Origin of the sequence: Pseudoalteromonas sp. XI10, from assembly GCF_001469895.1 — a bacterium.
Classification (GTDB): Bacteria; Pseudomonadota; Gammaproteobacteria; order Enterobacterales; family Alteromonadaceae; genus Pseudoalteromonas.
The window spans coordinates 23508-39647 of the sequence record NZ_LOPY01000026.1; the positions used below are offsets into that span (position 1 = coordinate 23508).

General features: G+C 41.7%; 15 protein-coding genes. 6 read left to right on the forward strand and 9 right to left on the reverse strand.

Annotation, left to right across the window (positions count from 1 at the left end; translation table 11 throughout):
* The first annotated feature begins 47 nt into the window (after positions 1-47).
* Together AUR67_RS06435 and AUR67_RS06440 are read left to right on the forward strand one after the other, a co-directional pair.
* Positions 48-1070 carry a Kelch repeat-containing protein gene (locus AUR67_RS06435; protein ID WP_058584636.1) on the forward strand — a complete coding sequence of 341 codons (1023 nt, stop codon included), beginning with the start codon at positions 48-50 and terminating at the stop codon, positions 1068-1070.
* Positions 1067-1786 (forward strand): SIR2 family NAD-dependent protein deacylase, encoded by a 720-nt coding sequence (locus tag AUR67_RS06440; protein WP_058584637.1) that lies wholly within the window; start codon positions 1067-1069, stop codon positions 1784-1786. Before AUR67_RS06435 ends, AUR67_RS06440 begins: the two co-directional genes overlap by 4 nt.
* Before the next feature lie 33 nt (positions 1787-1819).
* Here AUR67_RS06440 and AUR67_RS06445 read toward each other — a convergent pair whose 3' ends face one another.
* Positions 1820-3412: a carboxylesterase/lipase family protein gene (locus AUR67_RS06445; RefSeq protein WP_058584638.1), complete on the reverse strand. Its 1593-nt coding sequence runs from the start codon at positions 3410-3412 to the stop codon at positions 1820-1822.
* A gap of 194 nt (positions 3413-3606) precedes the next feature.
* Between AUR67_RS06445 and AUR67_RS21505 the strand changes: the two genes are divergently transcribed.
* Together AUR67_RS21505 and AUR67_RS06455 are read left to right on the forward strand one after the other, a co-directional pair.
* Positions 3607-4923 carry a methyl-accepting chemotaxis protein gene (locus tag AUR67_RS21505; RefSeq protein ID WP_058584639.1) on the forward strand — a complete coding sequence of 439 codons (1317 nt, stop codon included), beginning with the start codon at positions 3607-3609 and terminating at the stop codon, positions 4921-4923.
* 361 nt (positions 4924-5284) lie between these two features.
* A complete protein-coding gene (locus AUR67_RS06455) occupies positions 5285-5920 on the forward strand; it encodes a hypothetical protein (protein ID WP_058584640.1) in 636 nt (211 codons plus the stop codon).
* Positions 5921-6071: 151 nt separating this feature from the next.
* On the opposite strand, the gene AUR67_RS06460 is transcribed toward AUR67_RS06455, so the two are convergent.
* Positions 6072-7070 carry a DUF4382 domain-containing protein gene (locus tag AUR67_RS06460; protein WP_058584641.1) on the reverse strand — a complete coding sequence of 333 codons (999 nt, stop codon included), beginning with the start codon at positions 7068-7070 and terminating at the stop codon, positions 6072-6074.
* Positions 7071-7296: 226 nt separating this feature from the next.
* On the opposite strand from AUR67_RS06460, the gene AUR67_RS06465 reads away from it, so the two are divergent.
* Positions 7297-7737 carry a hypothetical protein gene (locus AUR67_RS06465; protein ID WP_058584642.1) on the forward strand — a complete coding sequence of 147 codons (441 nt, stop codon included), beginning with the start codon at positions 7297-7299 and terminating at the stop codon, positions 7735-7737.
* 37 nt (positions 7738-7774) lie between these two features.
* Here AUR67_RS06465 and AUR67_RS06470 read toward each other — a convergent pair whose 3' ends face one another.
* The 6 genes from AUR67_RS06470 to AUR67_RS06495 all read right to left on the reverse strand — a co-directional run bounded on the left by AUR67_RS06470 (position 7775) and on the right by AUR67_RS06495 (position 13816).
* A complete protein-coding gene (locus AUR67_RS06470) occupies positions 7775-9463 on the reverse strand; it encodes a methyl-accepting chemotaxis protein (protein ID WP_058584643.1) in 1689 nt (562 codons plus the stop codon).
* 98 nt (positions 9464-9561) lie between these two features.
* The gene (locus AUR67_RS06475; RefSeq protein WP_058584644.1) at positions 9562-10071 is read right to left on the reverse strand and encodes a GNAT family N-acetyltransferase; all 510 of its coding nucleotides are present in this window, start codon (positions 10069-10071) and stop codon (positions 9562-9564) included.
* 3 nt (positions 10072-10074) lie between these two features.
* Positions 10075-11418, reverse strand: coding sequence for an N-succinylarginine dihydrolase (astB, locus tag AUR67_RS06480; protein ID WP_058584645.1), 1344 nt, complete (start codon positions 11416-11418; stop codon positions 10075-10077).
* A gap of 48 nt (positions 11419-11466) precedes the next feature.
* Positions 11467-11697: a helix-turn-helix domain-containing protein gene (locus AUR67_RS06485; RefSeq protein WP_058584646.1), complete on the reverse strand. Its 231-nt coding sequence runs from the start codon at positions 11695-11697 to the stop codon at positions 11467-11469.
* Between the two features lie 580 nt (positions 11698-12277).
* Positions 12278-13291, reverse strand: a complete 1014-nt coding sequence (locus AUR67_RS06490; RefSeq protein ID WP_058584647.1) for a zinc-binding alcohol dehydrogenase family protein — start codon at positions 13289-13291, stop codon at positions 12278-12280.
* Positions 13292-13384: 93 nt separating this feature from the next.
* Positions 13385-13816 carry a MarR family winged helix-turn-helix transcriptional regulator gene (locus AUR67_RS06495; RefSeq protein ID WP_058584648.1) on the reverse strand — a complete coding sequence of 144 codons (432 nt, stop codon included), beginning with the start codon at positions 13814-13816 and terminating at the stop codon, positions 13385-13387.
* A 123-nt stretch (positions 13817-13939) separates the two neighbouring features.
* On the opposite strand from AUR67_RS06495, the gene AUR67_RS06500 reads away from it, so the two are divergent.
* Complete coding sequence (locus AUR67_RS06500; protein ID WP_054553604.1) at positions 13940-14368, forward strand: organic hydroperoxide resistance protein; 429 nt, start codon at positions 13940-13942, stop codon at positions 14366-14368.
* 27 nt (positions 14369-14395) lie between these two features.
* On the opposite strand, the gene AUR67_RS06505 is transcribed toward AUR67_RS06500, so the two are convergent.
* Positions 14396-16129, reverse strand: a complete 1734-nt coding sequence (locus tag AUR67_RS06505; RefSeq protein WP_058584649.1) for a GMC family oxidoreductase — start codon at positions 16127-16129, stop codon at positions 14396-14398.
* Between the last annotated feature and the right edge of the window lie 11 nt (positions 16130-16140).

Genomic DNA, 16140 nt, shown 5'->3' on the forward strand with positions numbered 1-16140 from the left:
CATAAAATGGTATTCTTTAGCGATGTGTTAAGTTACCAATTTAATTTATGAGCCTGTTATTTTCTATTGCACTTGCAACCATACCTGCCTTACCTGAACCCGTCGCGAACAATGCTGTTGCCAAAGTTGTTATTGATGAACAAGCCTACTTCCTAAGCTTTATGGGCTTGAGCTCAGGCAAAGCACATACCGATGTTCACAATAAAGTGTGGGTCCTTAAAGTGGGCGATAAGGCGTGGCAAACAGCTAAAGCTGTGCCAAGTACATTGCCCCTTACTGGTCGTTTGGCGAGTACCGCAGTGGGTGTGGGTAAGCATGCCTATGTATTTGGTGGGTATACCGTTAGCGCCGATCATCAAGAAATCTCTACACCCGATGTATATCGCTATGATGTGCTCTCTAATTCCTATACGCAACTTGCCAATATGCCAGTACCGGTGGATGATAGCGTGGCGCTTTCGTACCAGCAGCGTTATATCTATTTAGTCAGTGGTTGGCATAACGATGGTAATGTTAACCTTGTACAAGTGTATGATACGCATACAGATACTTGGCAACAGGCTTCGCCATTTTTAGGTCAACCGGTGTTTGGTCAAGCGGCGGCAATTAGTGGAAACACTATTTTGGTGTGTGATGGCGTTAAAACACAGGCGAATGCCGATAAACGTCGTTCTTTTGCTGCGGTTGCACAGTGTTTAAAAGGCACAATTGATGCTGATAACCCATTAAAGATAGATTGGCGTACCGTGCCACACCCAACAGGTGTTGCCCATTACCGTATGGCAGCAACCAGTTTTAATGGCGACATTTATATGATGGGCGGCTCTGATAACCCATACAACTACAATGGTATGGGGTACGATAGCAAACCTGCGCCAGCGAGTGATCATGTTTGGCGCTTTGATGTTGATAAAAACACGTGGCAAGTAATGCCAAAAGCCGATACCGCGAGCATGGATCATCGAGGTTTATTAGAGTACCAAGGAAGTTTGTATCGTCTTGGTGGTATGGATAATAATCAACAAGTGACAGCCGATGCACTTGGTTACAAGGTAAAGTTATCTCTATGAATATACTCTATATTACTGGGGCGGGTGTGAGTGCGGCTAGCGGTATACCGACCTTTCGTGGCGAAGATGGTTATTGGACCATTGGCAGCAAAAATTATACGCCGATGGAAATGGCAACGCGTGCTATGTACGAAAATAATCCCCGCGAATTTTTAGCTTGGTATTATCATCGTTTTGCAACCTATCGCCATCACGGTCCCAATGAAGTGCATCATTGGTTGAGTGATAAAAATCTCATTACGCAAAATATCGATGGTCTTGATGGCAAAGCAGGTAACACCGATTTTATTGCTATTCATGGTCGCTTAGATCAAATGACACTGTTTCACCATCAAGGTGACGATGTGATGGCTTTTAACGCGCCGTGGGATAATGTCAACGAAGACAACCTCCACAACTCCTTGCTTGAGGTGTTCAATATTGATAATGAAAGCCCTAAGCTTAACGAATCGTTCAAGCCTTACGTGTTGTTATTTGACGAATACTACACTGAACTTTATCGAATTTCAGAGGCGCAACAGCGCATGCTCGATGCTGATAAAATCGTCTTTATCGGCACCTCATTTAGCGTCAATATTACCCAAATGGCACTCGATATTGCACGCAGTCAAGGCACGCCAATTGAGGTGGTTGACCCGGATCCTGCTCATGTATTTCATCCTAATGTGACATATCACAAAATGACTGCACTTGAGTATGTTCAGCAGCAAGGGTAAAAATAAGGCGCTTATATTAAGCGCCTTATTTGATTAATTTTCAGCTTTTGTTTCTGTGATGTTTAACCTTGCTTGTAAGGGATCCGGTAAAAACTCTGCAGTCCCTGATTTACTCATTTGCAGTATAAAAGATTCATCATTTTTATATGCTTGCCAAGTCGGTAAACCTGGGCCATTTGGTGTGCCTAATTTAATAAAATTCGTCACATAACGGTGCATTATTTTAGCAGCTTGCTTATCTTGCTCAGTGGTGACATGCCCATATTTCGCTGCCACAGTATTAAAAAAGTACGGAATTTCGCTAGCGTGCTCTGCACCGGGTTTATCTAAAGTTTGCGCCACATAACCAAAACGATATAAAAATGCATCGTTCCCCATATCTGTCACACGTTTTGCAACGAACCTTGCAGGCTCTTGCATTAACGCATCTTGCCCAACTTGGTAATTGAGTAAAGGCAATGGCGTTTCGCCACTTGCATCGTAAGTCATTTTTGCTTGTGTACTGTGCGGAGCAAAACTTGCGAATAACGCCTCTTTAGAAGCAAAGTTAGCAAAGCCTAAATCCATATCTGTTGTGCCAACCATGGTCGCAACATGGCTAAATGTGCCTTTACTCAAGCGCGCTTCTGTCGCCGAATTGATGATGGTGCCATCTATAATTGGCCCGCCAACGTACGTAGGTTCATCATCATTTTGTCGGTTTAATGTGCTCAAATTTAGGTTATCAACCACCTCTTCGGCAGATAACTCACGTAGTGCAGCAAGGGCATTTTCATCACTGCCTAAAATGGTGTGTTGCTTGGCAAAGTTTTCGCCAATTTTTTCGGCGCTTAACACGGTGTCATCATCACTAGTTAGAGGCAACTGCTTAAATAGCTCTCGTCCGCCCGCTGACATAATAATCGCTTGTTGGAATAAGCCATTAGCAGCAGGGGTTTGCATCATCGCATGTACCGATGCGCCTCCTGCAGATTCACCCATGAGCGTCACTTTTGCAGCATCACCACCAAATTGAGCAATATTTTGTTTAACCCATTCAAGGGCCGCAATTTGATCCATTAAAGCGTAGTTGCCAAGCGCATCGTTCTCAAAACGACTAAGAGCAGGGTGCGCAAAAAAGCCAAATCGGCCTAGACGATAATTAAAGCTAACAAAAATAACCCCTTGTTTAGCAAAGCTTTCACCTGAGTAAACAGCGGGTGATGCGCCACCATTTACAAAGCCACCACCGTGTATCCATACCACAACAGGGTAAGGGGTATCGCTGTGTTTAGTGGGTTTAAATACATTTAAATAAAGGCAATCTTCCGAAGGAGTTGTTGTAAGCGGTGCTGCATCGGCTGCAAACAGCTTTTGCATACAGTCAGGCGCGTAATCGTTAAGTACTTTTACATCTTGCCACTTGGGCACGGGCTCTGGTGCTCGCCAGCGTAGCTCTCCTACCGGAGGTGCAGCATACGGAATGCCTTTATAAGCAATAAAACGCCCTTCATTTTGCCCTTGGATGAGCCCGCCAGTGACGGCGATTTGATCTGATTGAGGTTGTTCTTGGCAGCCTTGCAAAAATACGGCAGAGCCTAATAGAAAAGATGAGTAAAAAATCGATTTGAGAATACGCGAGGTCATAACAAAGCCTAGGCTGTTTGGGTAAGGCTTATAATATTATATATTTGCTCAATGTTTAAGAAGAAAGCGCTTGAGTGTTAGAATAGGCAGTTAGTTAACCTGTTAATCATTAAGAAAAAAGAACCATTTTGTAATTCTATTTCTTGTGCTACTGAGCTAATATATATTTAACTACCCTAATAACTGGTGTTTCAATGTGGTTTAGTAAAAATAAAGATCAACTCATTGATGCCTTGCAGCATGATGTTGATAAAAGTCAGCAATATTTAGCTGGGATCAGAGAAAATATTGCTTATATCGAATTCACACCAGATGGAACTGTTCTCGAAGCCAATGATTTGTTTTGTAAAACAATGAAAGTGCAAGCTGGCGATATTATTGGTCAGCATCATAGTAAGTTTTGTGCGCCTGAATATAGCAGCTCAAAAGAGTATCAAACGTTTTGGCAAGATATTGCTAGAGGCCAAGCAAAGTCAGGGGTTTTCTCGCGCATAAATGGTGCCGGCGAAGATATTTGGCTGCGTGCAACCTATTTTCCTGTTCGCGGTGATGATGGCAAGGTGCGCTGTGCAATTAAGTTCGCTTCAGAAATTACTAAAGAAGTCGAGAAACTTGATGAAATGTCGGCAATCTATGATGCCGTTAATAAAAGCACTGCGATGATCCGCTTTACGCCGGATGGTCATATTATTTCTGCAAATGATATTTTCTTAAATGTTGTAGGTTACAGTCTTGCTGAAATTCAAGGTCAACATCACAAACTGTTTTGTTATGATGACTTTTATCAAAAGAACCCTAACTTTTGGCAAGAGCTTGCAAACGGGCGCATTTTCTCTGGGCAATTTTCTCGTAAAAAGCGTGATGGCAGCCCACTTTATTTAGAAGCAACCTACAACCCTATTTTTAATAAACAGGGTAAAGTGACGCAGATCATTAAGTTTGCATCTGATGTCACTGCCAGAGTTAACAGCACCGAAGAAGTTAAACATGCAGCAGAAAATGCAGGCCACACGTCTGAAGAAACCTCGCAAGTCGTGACAAATGGTCAGCAACGAATTTTAAGTAGTGTTGCGTCATCAAAAAAAGTGAGCGAGCAGGTTCATCAAACTCGTGAACTGTCGGATGTGTTAGCGCAGCAGTCATCACAAATAGGTGAAATTGTAACAACCATTAATAGCATCGCAGAGCAAACAAACTTACTAGCCTTAAATGCAGCGATTGAAGCTGCCAGAGCAGGGGAGCATGGTCGCGGTTTTGCTGTGGTTGCCGATGAAGTAAGAAATTTATCGCAACGTACTTCTGTGTCGACCAGTGAAATATCAGGCTTAATTGGAAAGACGCAAGAAATCGCAGCAAAAATGACGGCTCTTATCGAAGAAATCGAAGCTCTGTCTGGCGAGTCTCAGCAAAATGTTGAAGAAGTCAGCATGATCATGGAAGACATTAAAACCGGTGCGGATAAAGTTGTGGATCAGATATCCGAAGTGATTATTCGTTACGATACACTTTAAAGTAAAAAGTTTTAGCTCAGAGTAAACCTGACAGTCTAGGTGAGTAGATTTAGCCAGTTATCTTGCTGGTTACTGCGGGTGAGCTGTGGGCTAGCAACGTGCTCATATTTTGTTTATTTTTTATAGGTTTTCTTTTAGCTACGAAATCGAGAGATAGATTTTCGCCTATACTGGGTTAAAGTGCTATATAACAAAGTGTCACGATAATATTAAGTATAAATTATGATTGATTTGTTTTAGATGCTATTAATTCAGACTCTAATAAAAGCATTCGCTTTATTGAAAAAACATTAAATATAGTTTTTTCTCAAATACACCAAATATCGATGTCGCACGTTATAAAAAGGATATTTTTCTTCATATGATTACTTTTTTTGTTTTATCTGTTGTAGTGATAATTATAGTTTGCTTGACCCTGAAAAAAAATGGAAATAAACAAAGTATAGAGAATGAGTATAAACCAGTATCTCGTAGCGGAATGAAGGAAGCTAAGTATTCCGGTAATATGTTCACTGGCAAATGTGTAGAAAGTGGGGTGAAGGAAAGTAATGGGAATATCCAAGAGGACTTTCTTGGAGTGGCTGCTCAAGTGGGGCTGAAAGCAAAAAAAGCTATGAAACTAAAGAATTTTGATGAGGCTTGGGGACTTTTTCAAGAACAAAAATTTTTATATATGAAGCATGCAAATCAAGCTGGATTTTCAGCAAAACAAGCGTTAGCTCTAGATAGCAAAGTGCATGAAGATATGGCGAATATTCTTAGGCAAGAAGGCAAGCACAATGATGCGTTAGTTCATATTGTGTATTGGGTTTTAGCTGGGTCTGAACAACCCAAAAAACTGCATGACCAAAAGCTCCAAACATACTTCAATCGTTGTAAATCTCAAAAAATTTCTTTTGAAACAGCAAAAGAGAATATGAATAAGTTAAAAAAGCCAGTGAACTTTTTAGATGCCAAATCTATAGTTTCTGATTGGGTAGATTCTTATAAGAAATAAGAAGAAGCTATTTGATTAAAAAGCTGCTATTGGCACATATAAAACAGGCCTGTTTAAACTCTATAAATCATCAAGTTAAAACTATCATTTAAACAACAAAAAGCCCGCAATGCGGGCTTTTTAATGGGGTATTGATTCCAATATTCCAATATTATTCAGAAACAGTGAAAGACACGTCTAAGTCTTCACCCGATGTAACTGTAATTGGTTTTACTTGATAAAGCGTAAATGCTTCGTCTTGCGTTTCAACGTCATCGATATGTGCTGCACAGGTATAAGCAAGTTGATAATCACCAGGTTGAATGAAAGCAAGTTCAAATTCGTATTGGTTATCTTCGCTATCGAAAACAACATCCGCCGTTGCAAGAGGTGCATCTAATGGTGTTTCGTCTTCGTTAACTTCATAGTTATCCATTGGCATTTCAACATCGCTGCTATATAGGTAAACAGCATGACTAAATGAGCCATCTTCTAGTGCGATATCGATATTATCTGTTTCACAGTTAGCGATAAGTACATCGCTTACAGTGCCTTCGATATCTTCTGATTCAGCAAGGTTTTCTAAGCGAACACCGCGTGGTTTTAAGAAGATCTCATCACTATTTTGTGGATCAACTAGTGACTTTTTAAGGTCAAATTCAATAACAAACTCGTTACCAGCTTGGTTAAGGGTAAAGCCATCAAGTTGGATTTCACCGATACCATCGTTGCCTTTACGTTTAACAACCAGTGGTGCAATGCTGTCATCTTCGTAAACAACATGCGAAGTCATGGTTAAATCGTTTGTGTCACCATTGATAACATCTGCACGGATCCATTGATATTCACCCGCAGCTACTTCTTCATCTTCTAATAAAGAAAACACATCATCACCTGTGTAGTCTAATAGGTTAACCATTTCAGGCATGGTTTCATCATCATCTTCACGGGTCTCAAAAGTGAACTCTTCACCACCTTGGGTTTTCAATGTGATTGAATCAAACACAACATTAACAGCTTTTAAACCTGTCACTGGTGCATCAGACACACCTAACGTGAACTGTGCAGTTTGCGGCTGAGGATCAACCGAGTCGTTCTTGTCGTCATCTGAGCCACAACCAACAAGTGCAAATAAAACAGCGCTGCTAAGTAATGTAGTTTTAAAGTTCATCATTTCTTCCCTTTGTGTTCTAAAAATTTACTAAGAGTGTAATAACTAAAACTTAATGTAACTTGAATTGCTAATGATAAGTTTCGATTAACACCTTTGTACCTTTTATGTAACAAGCTGAAAGTGAGAATAAAATAAATGCTAATTTAGCGTGCTTTTAGGTAAATCCATTTTTCTTCCACATTTTGCTGACACCATGACAAAAAATAAGAACCTAGGAATGAAAATGAAGGTTATTGACTTGGAAAAGCGCTTTGAGCTTATGGGCTGGGCATTATTAAGTGCAATTAATGTGCTCTTACTGATGGGCTTTATGAGTAGTAAATCAGAGGTAAGTAATTTACTTTTTAGCTTTTTACTGTGCACTGTTTCATTACTATTAGCGCTATTAGTATTTAATTCAAAGCGCAATTTAACGGTGTGTCGCCATGGTGTGCATTACCGTAATTTACTTGGGCAATGCTGCCATATGCATGCAAGACAAGTACAGTTTATTCACCATTACTCATTTTTTGGTTTACGGTTAGTACTTATTATGGGTGAAAAATATATCTGCATTGCGCCTTTTTATAGCCTTAATGACAAACAACAACAGCGTCTTAAGCGCTACGATAATGACTTGTTCGATTGGTTAAAGAGCTTACAAAAAACCAATGATTTTTGTTAAGCAGGCGCATTTGCCTGCCTAACAATCGCATTAAATATTACGTTTTATAGCGACTTACATTTTGTTCTAACTGCGTTGCTGTGTCTGTTAGTTCATGCATGTACGATGTGGCTACATCGGTATCATTAGCGGTTTTGTTAGCAATATCGACAATGGTCGTCATGTTTTGATTAATCGCTTCAGACACTGAAGTTTGCTCTTCAGCGGCTGTGGCAATTTGTGCATTTTGTGATGTGATAGTGTTAACCGAAAGCAGTACTTCATTAAGCGCTTTTTCGACTTCGCCCGCCTCATTAACACTGGTTGCACTGCCTGATTTAATTGATTGCATAATGCTGTTTACAGTTGTTGTTCCTTGCTGTACTTGCTCAATCATTGCCTCTATTTCATGAGTACTATCTTGCGTGCGTTTTGCTAGAGTTCGCACTTCATCAGCCACCACCGCAAAGCCACGACCCGCTTCACCAGCTCGGGCAGATTCAATAGCCGCGTTCAGTGCCAGTAGATTTGTTTGCTCGGCAATATTTCTGATCACATCAAGCACACTACCAATTTGACTTGATTGTTGATTAAGCTGATCAACTGCATTAGCCCCTTCATCAACTTGTTTGGCAAGGCCATTAATCACTTTTATGGCAATGAGCAATTGATTGTTAGCTTGCTTAACTAAATGATCGGCATGTTCAGCAGCCGTTGAGGCCTCTTGGGCGCTGCGGGCAACTTCCATTGACGCCGCCGACATTTCGTTTATTGCGGTTGCAACTTGTTCACTTTCTTCATGTTGACGATTAATACCTGCGTGCATATTGGCAAGTAGCTCGTTGAGTTTGTGCGATGCTTGATTCATCGATTGTGATGATTGGCGAATATCAATAACCATCTTACCAACGTCATCGGCAAAACGGTTAAACGAGCTGCCAAGTTTGCCGAGTTCATCGTCTCGTTTCACCATTAAACGTTGGGTTAAATCGCCATCACCTTGTGATATATCGTTCATTGCTAGTACGGTTGTGTGCAGAGGGCTAGTAATACTACGCGATACCACTACTGCAATCGCTGCGGTAATTGCAACTGCGAATATTGAAGCGATAACGGTGTTTATAAAGGCATTATCGATACCTTCATTAACCCGTTGCTCTGTCACTGCAACTTGTTGCTCAAGGCCACTGATCCAAAAGCCGGTTCCTAGCACCCAGTTCCATTTTGGTACCAAAGCGGCAAAACCGAGTTTAGGGTTTACACTGCCATTGGTATTTTTCCAAGAATATTGCACATAGCCACCGCCCTTTTTTGCGGCATCAATCAGCTCTCGTATCAGATAAACCCCATTAGGATCTTTAAAATCATATAGGTTTTTACCCTCAAGTGAGGCGTTAACGCCATGGGCAATATTGACACCTTTTACATCATAAACGAATACATAGCCTGTATCGCCAGCATCATCAAAACGCAAATTACGCAAAATGCTTTTTGCTTGGTTTTGCAGCTGTTCAGTATTAGAGCCATCATCTTGTGCGATGAGATGAGCAATCGAACTCATGGCAATTTTTTGATAGTTACTGACTTCTGCTTTTCGGTCGTTTTCCATTTGTGTAGCAAAACTTTCAACGGTTTGCGCACCACTGTGTTTTGACTGCACATAATTGTAGAGTGTCAGCATAATTGCAATGAGTAGGGGGGGAAGTAGGGCTAGAAAGAGTACCCGTTGCTGTATTGATAGCGCCATTTATCGCTCCTAATAAAAATCCGCAGTACTAGTTTAGTACGTTTATAGATTTTTATTAGTCGACTTTATGATTATATCAATTGGCTATAAAAGCAGATCTAGGCGACTTGCTTATAAAAATACACCGTTGCGTCAAATTCACCGGATGAACTTTTCGCAAAACCAGGAATCGTGCCAGCTTCAATATAATCGAGTTTGCGATACAAATATGAAGCAGTGTCACCTTGGCGGGTATCAAGAATTAATAATTGAATACCTAAGATACGGGCGTCGGTTTCTAGGCTATTCATCAATTGTTTTGCAATTCCTTTACCTTGATATTCGCTGTGCACCATGAGCTTTTCAACCTCGCCGCGGTGAGTGCCATTGGCTTTAGCGCACAAAGAAAGCTGCACTGAGCCAATCACCGTATCACCATCAAGGGCAAGATAAAGCCTACGGTAAGGCGTTGCTAAATCTCCATCGACCCCTTGCCAGTAGTCATGTGCTGACTGTAATGATAAAGGGGCAATAAAGCCGATTGATGCGCCACTGGCAACGCTATCAATCAGTAAACTATTGAGTGATTTAGACACACCTTTAATAGAGTGTACTGCTTTAATTTTCATTATTTATTCTTGTTGAAATGGATACACAGAGCCTAAGTTAAGTAAGCTAGTTAACTCATCAAGTGCCTGGTAGCTTTCGGTTAAAAGCATTGGATCGGCAAAGTCGTCGCTACTTAACGAGTCACGGTAATGCTTATTCGCCCAGCTCACTAATTGGTTATATTTTTCTTCGCTGAATCGTACACCCGGATTGACCGCGGCTAGTTCGTCAGTATTGAGCGCAACACGCAAGCGTAAACAAGCAGGCCCACCGCCATTTTGCATGCTTTGGCGCAAGTCAAAAAAGCGCACTTGCTGAACTGGATTATCTGCCAAAATCATTTCTTGAATGTAATCGTGAACAGCTTGATTACGCTGACATTCTTTAGGTGCAACCAGCATCATGCTGTCATCGCTTAAGGTAATTAATTGGCTATTAAATAAATAGCTGCCAACAGCATCTGTAATGCTCACTTTATTGGTTGGCACTTCAATAATATGGAGTGGCTTGTTGCCAAGATAAGCTTGTTTAATTTGTTTTAACGTATCAGCTTGATGCAAAAACGCTTGTTCGTGGCATAAAAGTACATTGCCATTGGCTACAGCGATTACATCGTTATGAAAAACACCTTGGTCTATTACATCAGGATTTTGTTGAATAAATAACTGATTTTCTGGCTTTAGCTGATGTAAACGGGCAATTGCTTGCGAAGCTTCAAGAGATTGTCTTGCAGGAAATTTAACGGGCTTTGGCAAGGCGCTATTAAAACTACTTGCACCATAAACAAAGATCTCAAGCCCTGCATCTGCATGGCTGTCGCATAATCGATTATGATTTGCTGCGCCTTCATCACCAAAAAAACCTTGATCAGGTAAGTGCGTATGATGGCTAAAGTAACGCTCATCGTTAAACATGGCTTTTAATAAAGCCGTAGTTGTAACGGGCTCTAGCGAGCGGTGAAATTTGTTATTTAAGTTAGCTGCGGTAAAGTGCACTTTGCCATCAATCGTATCGACAGAAGGCGAAATGGTGCCAGCATTGGCTGTCCACATGGCCGATGCACTGTAACAAGCTCGCAGTAAAACAGGGTCGGCTTTAAACGCTTTTTCTATAATTTGGCTATCGCTGCCTGTAAAGCCTAAACGCTTTAGCACGTTAATGTCGGGGCGAGCATGGGGTGCAAAAATACCTTGTTCTAGCCCTAACTCGTGCATTGCCCTCATTTTTTCAAGGCCTTGTAGCACGGCCTCTTTGGGGTTTGAATGCGAAGAGGCGTGACTTAGTGAAGCGACATTGCCATACGATAATCCCGCGTAATTGTGAGTAGGCCCCACTAAGCCATCAAAGTTTACTTCTACTGCGTGCATACTTAATCCATCATTATTGTGCGTGTATTTTAACCATACAGAAGTTATTTAGCTGAAGCTAGCTAACTCCATTTCTACATTACGTAGACTTTTTTGAAGGCGCTTCTGAGTGGCAATTAAATACGCTTTTTGTTTGTTCTGTTTAACTTGTTGCTGTCGTGCGGCTTTGTATAACACACGCTTAGGAATGTCGTACTGCTCAGACGCTTCAGTGATTGTCAGTTGATGAACCGAAATTTTTTTAAGCGCTTCGATAAATGCGGGGTCATTATTTAACATAGCGACGCTCCAAATCAGCAACATTATGAGGATCGTTTGCTTCATGCATATGCCATGTGCTGATGTCTAATCGCCAAAGTAGATAAAGAGTGTGAAAGAAGTTAGTCACGTTAGTCTCCTTGTTAGTGCCAGTTCATACTCACTATTGGAAGATCTGTGCCAAACCTTTATTAAAATTAAATACATTAAAAATCAATTGGTTAATATTCTGCGGTAAGGGCGTCGCTAAAATCAGGCACTAAAATAGTGAAAGGCAAGCGTAGTAATGCACTTTAATGATGCGTGTTTTTATTAATGATCGAGGAAGTACGCGATGTGAAATCGCTGCTACATGCTCGCACCTCGTATCTATTTCTCGTAGGAATGACTTTAGTCATGAATAATTAACCACCACACAAAAGTAAAACCTTTGGACGTAGGCGTGAAACTTGTTTCGCGCGCACAGGTAGCAGCGGCTTTATGCCGCTATATTGGTGAGGTAGGGGCGATACGAGAATGAAACGCGATGTAAAATCGCTGCTACATGCTCGCACCTCGCTTCTCGAAACTTTACTCTCGCTAACTTTCCCCTCGCAACTCGTTACTCAAACCCTTCCAACACAAGCTTTCCGCGAGCTTGATGAGATTCTAAAATCCCATGGGCTTTAATAAGGTTTGCTACGTTTATCTTACCTAAATGCTCACCCAATGTTGTTTTGATTGTGCCGCTATCAACTAAGGTCGAGAGCTCAGAAAGAAGCTGATGCTGGGCAATCATATCATCGGTTTGGAACATTGAGCGGGTATACATAAACTCCCAATGCAACGAAATACTTTTACGCTTTAACTTTAAAATATCAAAGCTTGCAGGGTCGTCAATCAGTGCCAATTTACCTTGTGGCTTGATCACTTCCATAATGCTATCAAGATGTTGGTCGGTGTGCGTTAAGCTCACTACGTAATCAAATTCACTCAGGTCGGCCGCAAGACGTTGCTCGTTAAGGTTTTTGCTATGATCAAGCACATGATCAACACCTAAACCTTTAAGCCAGTTGGCGCTTTCTTCTCGTGCGGCGGTACCAACAACCGTTAAATTGGTAAGCTGTTTGGCAAGTTGCACTAAAATTGAGCCTACACCACCGGCGGCGCCTATCACTAATACAGAGGCTGGCTTATTGTTTTGAGATTTTTCAATCTGTAAGCGGTCAAACAATAACTCCCATGCCGTAATACTGGTTAAGGGCAGGGCGGCTGCTTCACTATTACTGAGGCTTGTTGGTGCAAGACCGACAATGCGTTCATCAACAAGTTGCAGCTCAGCATTACTGCCTTGGCGCGTTAAGTCGCCAGCATAAAACACACGATCACCGACATTAAATAACGATACTTTATCGCCAACAGCTTTAACTGTTCCCACGGCATCCCAGCCAATAACTTTGTAGCCACTGTCTGGCGACACATTAGCGCGAATTTTAGTATCAACAGGGTTAACTGAAATTGCTTCTACGGCGACAAGAATGTCGTGACCTGTAGCAACGGGATCAGGTAATTCAATCGCTTGTAGTGATGAGTCTGATAACGTTGGGGTTGCTGTAGTGTATCCAAATGCTTTCATGATAGTGTCCATATTGATGAGTTTTGAACACTATAGCGCATCTAGTTTTATTAAAAAGCGGTGTAATCCAAATTCACTTTCAAATAATTTTTGTTAATTAAGGTCACTATTTACTAAATCGAGTAACTCGATCAGTTGCAGTGCTTGTTGTTCGTTAATGCTTGGGAAGCGACAACGAATTTGCGACGGGATATCGGCAGCTTGATCTTGCATCGCCTTGCCTTTGGCTTCGAGCTGCACGAGTCGTTTGCGTTTATCTTGGCTATCTTTGATGATCGACAACAATGCTTTATCGCTCATTTTTTTCAAAATTTGCGTCATTGCACCGCCATCAATGGCGGTTTTTTCAAGTAATTCAGCAATGCTGATCTGATCTTTTTCCCACAGCGCCATCATCACTACGTATTGCGGGTAGGTTAAATCTAATTGATTAAGAGAATCTCGATACGCACGGGCAATCCCATTCGATGCCATATATAAGCGATGGCATAGCTGGTTATCTAATTTTAGTTGTGGGTATTTCATACTCGATCCTCAAAATTCAATACGAGTATTTTAATTTGCATACAAAGTATTTGCAATCCCGAAAAAGCTGATCTAATATATTTTGCATACAAAATATATTGTCACTCAATTAGGAGAGTAATCATGAAAGAACTACAAAGCGTCGCATACACAGCAAAAGCAACAGCAACAGGTGGCCGTGAAGGCACAGCAAAATCAGATGATGGTCGTTTAGATGTGGCACTATCAACTCCTAAGGGGTTAGGTGGTGATGATGGTCAAGGTACAAACCCTGAGCAATTATTTGCAGCAGGTTACGCGGCTTGTTTTATCGGTGCATTAAAGTTAGTGGCTGGCCAAGCAAAAATTAAATTACCTGCAGATACTCATATTAACTCTGAAGTATCTATTGGTCCTATTGAAGGTGGTTTTGGTATTGCTGTTAAGCTTGCGGTATCGGTAGGTGATCTTGATAAAGACACCGCTCTTGCACTTGTTAATAAAGCGCACGAAGTATGCCCATACTCAAACGCAACGCGCGGTAACATTGCTGTTGAATTATCAGTGATCTAATCGCTATTTATCAAAATAGGCCGTGCTTTATGCACGGCTTTTTTGTTTTTCAGCAATCGATTTTGCTAAATCACCAGAACCCGTAAGCGCTGATACTTGGCCTTCGCGTGGTTCACTAAATTCTATTGGTTTTATCTTGCTTGCTCGGGATGCATCGAATACCGGCACTTGGCTCATTGCATATTCCGACAATGCGGTAATGGTTAAAGATGGGTTTACCCCTAAATTACCCGGTATGATTGAGCCGTCAATAACTCGTAGGTTTTGATAGCCGAACACTTCTCCAGAGCTATCAACTACGCCGTTAGAGGCATCAGTTCCCATGGCGACTCCACTCATTATATGCGCCGTCATTGGGGCACCAAAGAGCACTTCAGATAAGGCTGAGCCCGGCACGCCACCGAGTTTTTCGGCGTAGAGTTTGGTTGCTTCTTCTGCTTTTGGAAAACTAACGCTAAGCGGCGTGTCATTGTCTTTTTGCACCGCAGTAATGCCGTTTTTAAATAAGCGATACCATTTACGTCGCCATTCTAGGTGAATAAACGCCTCGGATTTTTGCATCACCAAAAATAGAATCGAGCTGCGGGCTTTACCTTTTGGCCGCAATACTTTGGCTGTTTTTATTGGATGGCGCAGTGTATTCACTAAGAACTTAGCAATGCGCTTGAGGCCTTTTCCAGTCACCATAGGAACGTAAGGTAAATATAGCCATGTGCCATCGGCGCCTTCTCTAAAGCGGCAAATTTCAATGTTAGTGTCTTTATCGACCGAAATAAATGAGCTGATCGCAACGCCATCATCGACTTTTTTGGTGGTGTTATTCGCGGTGGTGAGGGTTTCTGAATTAGTGCGAATTTGCTGACCAAGCCAAGCTGAAATATTGGGCAATGTTTTGTCTTTATCGCGCATTTTTAAAAGCAAAGGCACGGTGCCCATGACCCCTGCGCTCAGCACAACGCCGCGAGTTGTTAAGGTATAAATATGGCTATTGCGATGACTGGTATCTTTAATCTTAATTTTGTATCCGGCGCTGCCATCTGCATTGAGCGGGGTGATTTTGATTACTTCAGAGCTGGGTCTTATCTCTACGCCATTGCGTTCGGCAAAGTACAAATAGTTTTTCATTAAGGTGTTTTTGGCATTATGGCGACAACCAATCATGCAGCTACCACAGTAATGGCAGGTATTTCGCCTTGGACCATCGCCATTAAAGTATGGATCGGGTAGCTCTTTGTTATAGGCTTCGCCGGGTTTTGCAAAAAGTACCCCAGTGTTCACGGTTTTGAATGAGTCACCTTGACCCATCTGCTCAGCAATGTCTTTTAGAGTGTGATCGGCAACATTGGTATAGGTATTTTTGGCACTGCCTAACATGCGCTGTGCAAGGCCGTAGTAGGGCATTAGACTTTCTTTCCAGTCTGATTTTATTCGTGTCCACGCTGGAGATTGAAATACTTCATCATCAGGAATAAGGTGCACATTGGCATAAATTTGTGAGCCACCGCCAACACCCACACCATGCAGCACAGTGACTTTGCTGGTAAACGAAAATTGAATGCAGCCTTTAAGGCCAATTTCTGGCTGCCACATATAATTTTTGATATCTAGGTTGGTCTTTGGAAACTCCTTATCGTCCCGGCGTAGGCCTTTTTCGAGTACTAAAACTCGGTTGCCTTTTTCGCTTAGGCGAAGCGCACTCACAGAGCCGCCAAATCCAGAGCCTATAATAATTTGGTCAAAATCAAATGTGTGTTGCTGCATTATTATCACCT

Excerpts from the sequence above, each read along its gene's own strand:
- AUR67_RS06435 (WP_058584636.1), top strand. The coding sequence starts at position 48 with ATGAGCCTGTTATTTTCTATTGCACTTGCAACCATACCTGCCTTACCT.
- AUR67_RS06440 (WP_058584637.1), top strand. The coding sequence starts at position 1,067 with ATGAATATACTCTATATTACTGGGGCGGGTGTGAGTGCGGCTAGCGGT.
- AUR67_RS06445 (WP_058584638.1), bottom strand. The coding sequence starts at position 3,412 with ATGACCTCGCGTATTCTCAAATCGATTTTTTACTCATCTTTTCTATTA.
- AUR67_RS21505 (WP_058584639.1), top strand. The coding sequence starts at position 3,607 with ATGTGGTTTAGTAAAAATAAAGATCAACTCATTGATGCCTTGCAGCAT.
- AUR67_RS06455 (WP_058584640.1), top strand. The coding sequence starts at position 5,285 with ATGATTACTTTTTTTGTTTTATCTGTTGTAGTGATAATTATAGTTTGC.
- AUR67_RS06460 (WP_058584641.1), bottom strand. The coding sequence starts at position 7,070 with ATGAACTTTAAAACTACATTACTTAGCAGCGCTGTTTTATTTGCACTT.
- AUR67_RS06465 (WP_058584642.1), top strand. The coding sequence starts at position 7,297 with ATGAAGGTTATTGACTTGGAAAAGCGCTTTGAGCTTATGGGCTGGGCA.
- AUR67_RS06470 (WP_058584643.1), bottom strand. The coding sequence starts at position 9,463 with ATGGCGCTATCAATACAGCAACGGGTACTCTTTCTAGCCCTACTTCCC.
- AUR67_RS06475 (WP_058584644.1), bottom strand. The coding sequence starts at position 10,071 with ATGAAAATTAAAGCAGTACACTCTATTAAAGGTGTGTCTAAATCACTC.
- astB (WP_058584645.1), bottom strand. The coding sequence starts at position 11,418 with ATGCACGCAGTAGAAGTAAACTTTGATGGCTTAGTGGGGCCTACTCAC.
- AUR67_RS06485 (WP_058584646.1), bottom strand. The coding sequence starts at position 11,697 with ATGTTAAATAATGACCCCGCATTTATCGAAGCGCTTAAAAAAATTTCG.
- AUR67_RS06490 (WP_058584647.1), bottom strand. The coding sequence starts at position 13,291 with ATGAAAGCATTTGGATACACTACAGCAACCCCAACGTTATCAGACTCA.
- AUR67_RS06495 (WP_058584648.1), bottom strand. The coding sequence starts at position 13,816 with ATGAAATACCCACAACTAAAATTAGATAACCAGCTATGCCATCGCTTA.
- AUR67_RS06500 (WP_054553604.1), top strand. The coding sequence starts at position 13,940 with ATGAAAGAACTACAAAGCGTCGCATACACAGCAAAAGCAACAGCAACA.
- AUR67_RS06505 (WP_058584649.1), bottom strand. The coding sequence starts at position 16,129 with ATGCAGCAACACACATTTGATTTTGACCAAATTATTATAGGCTCTGGA.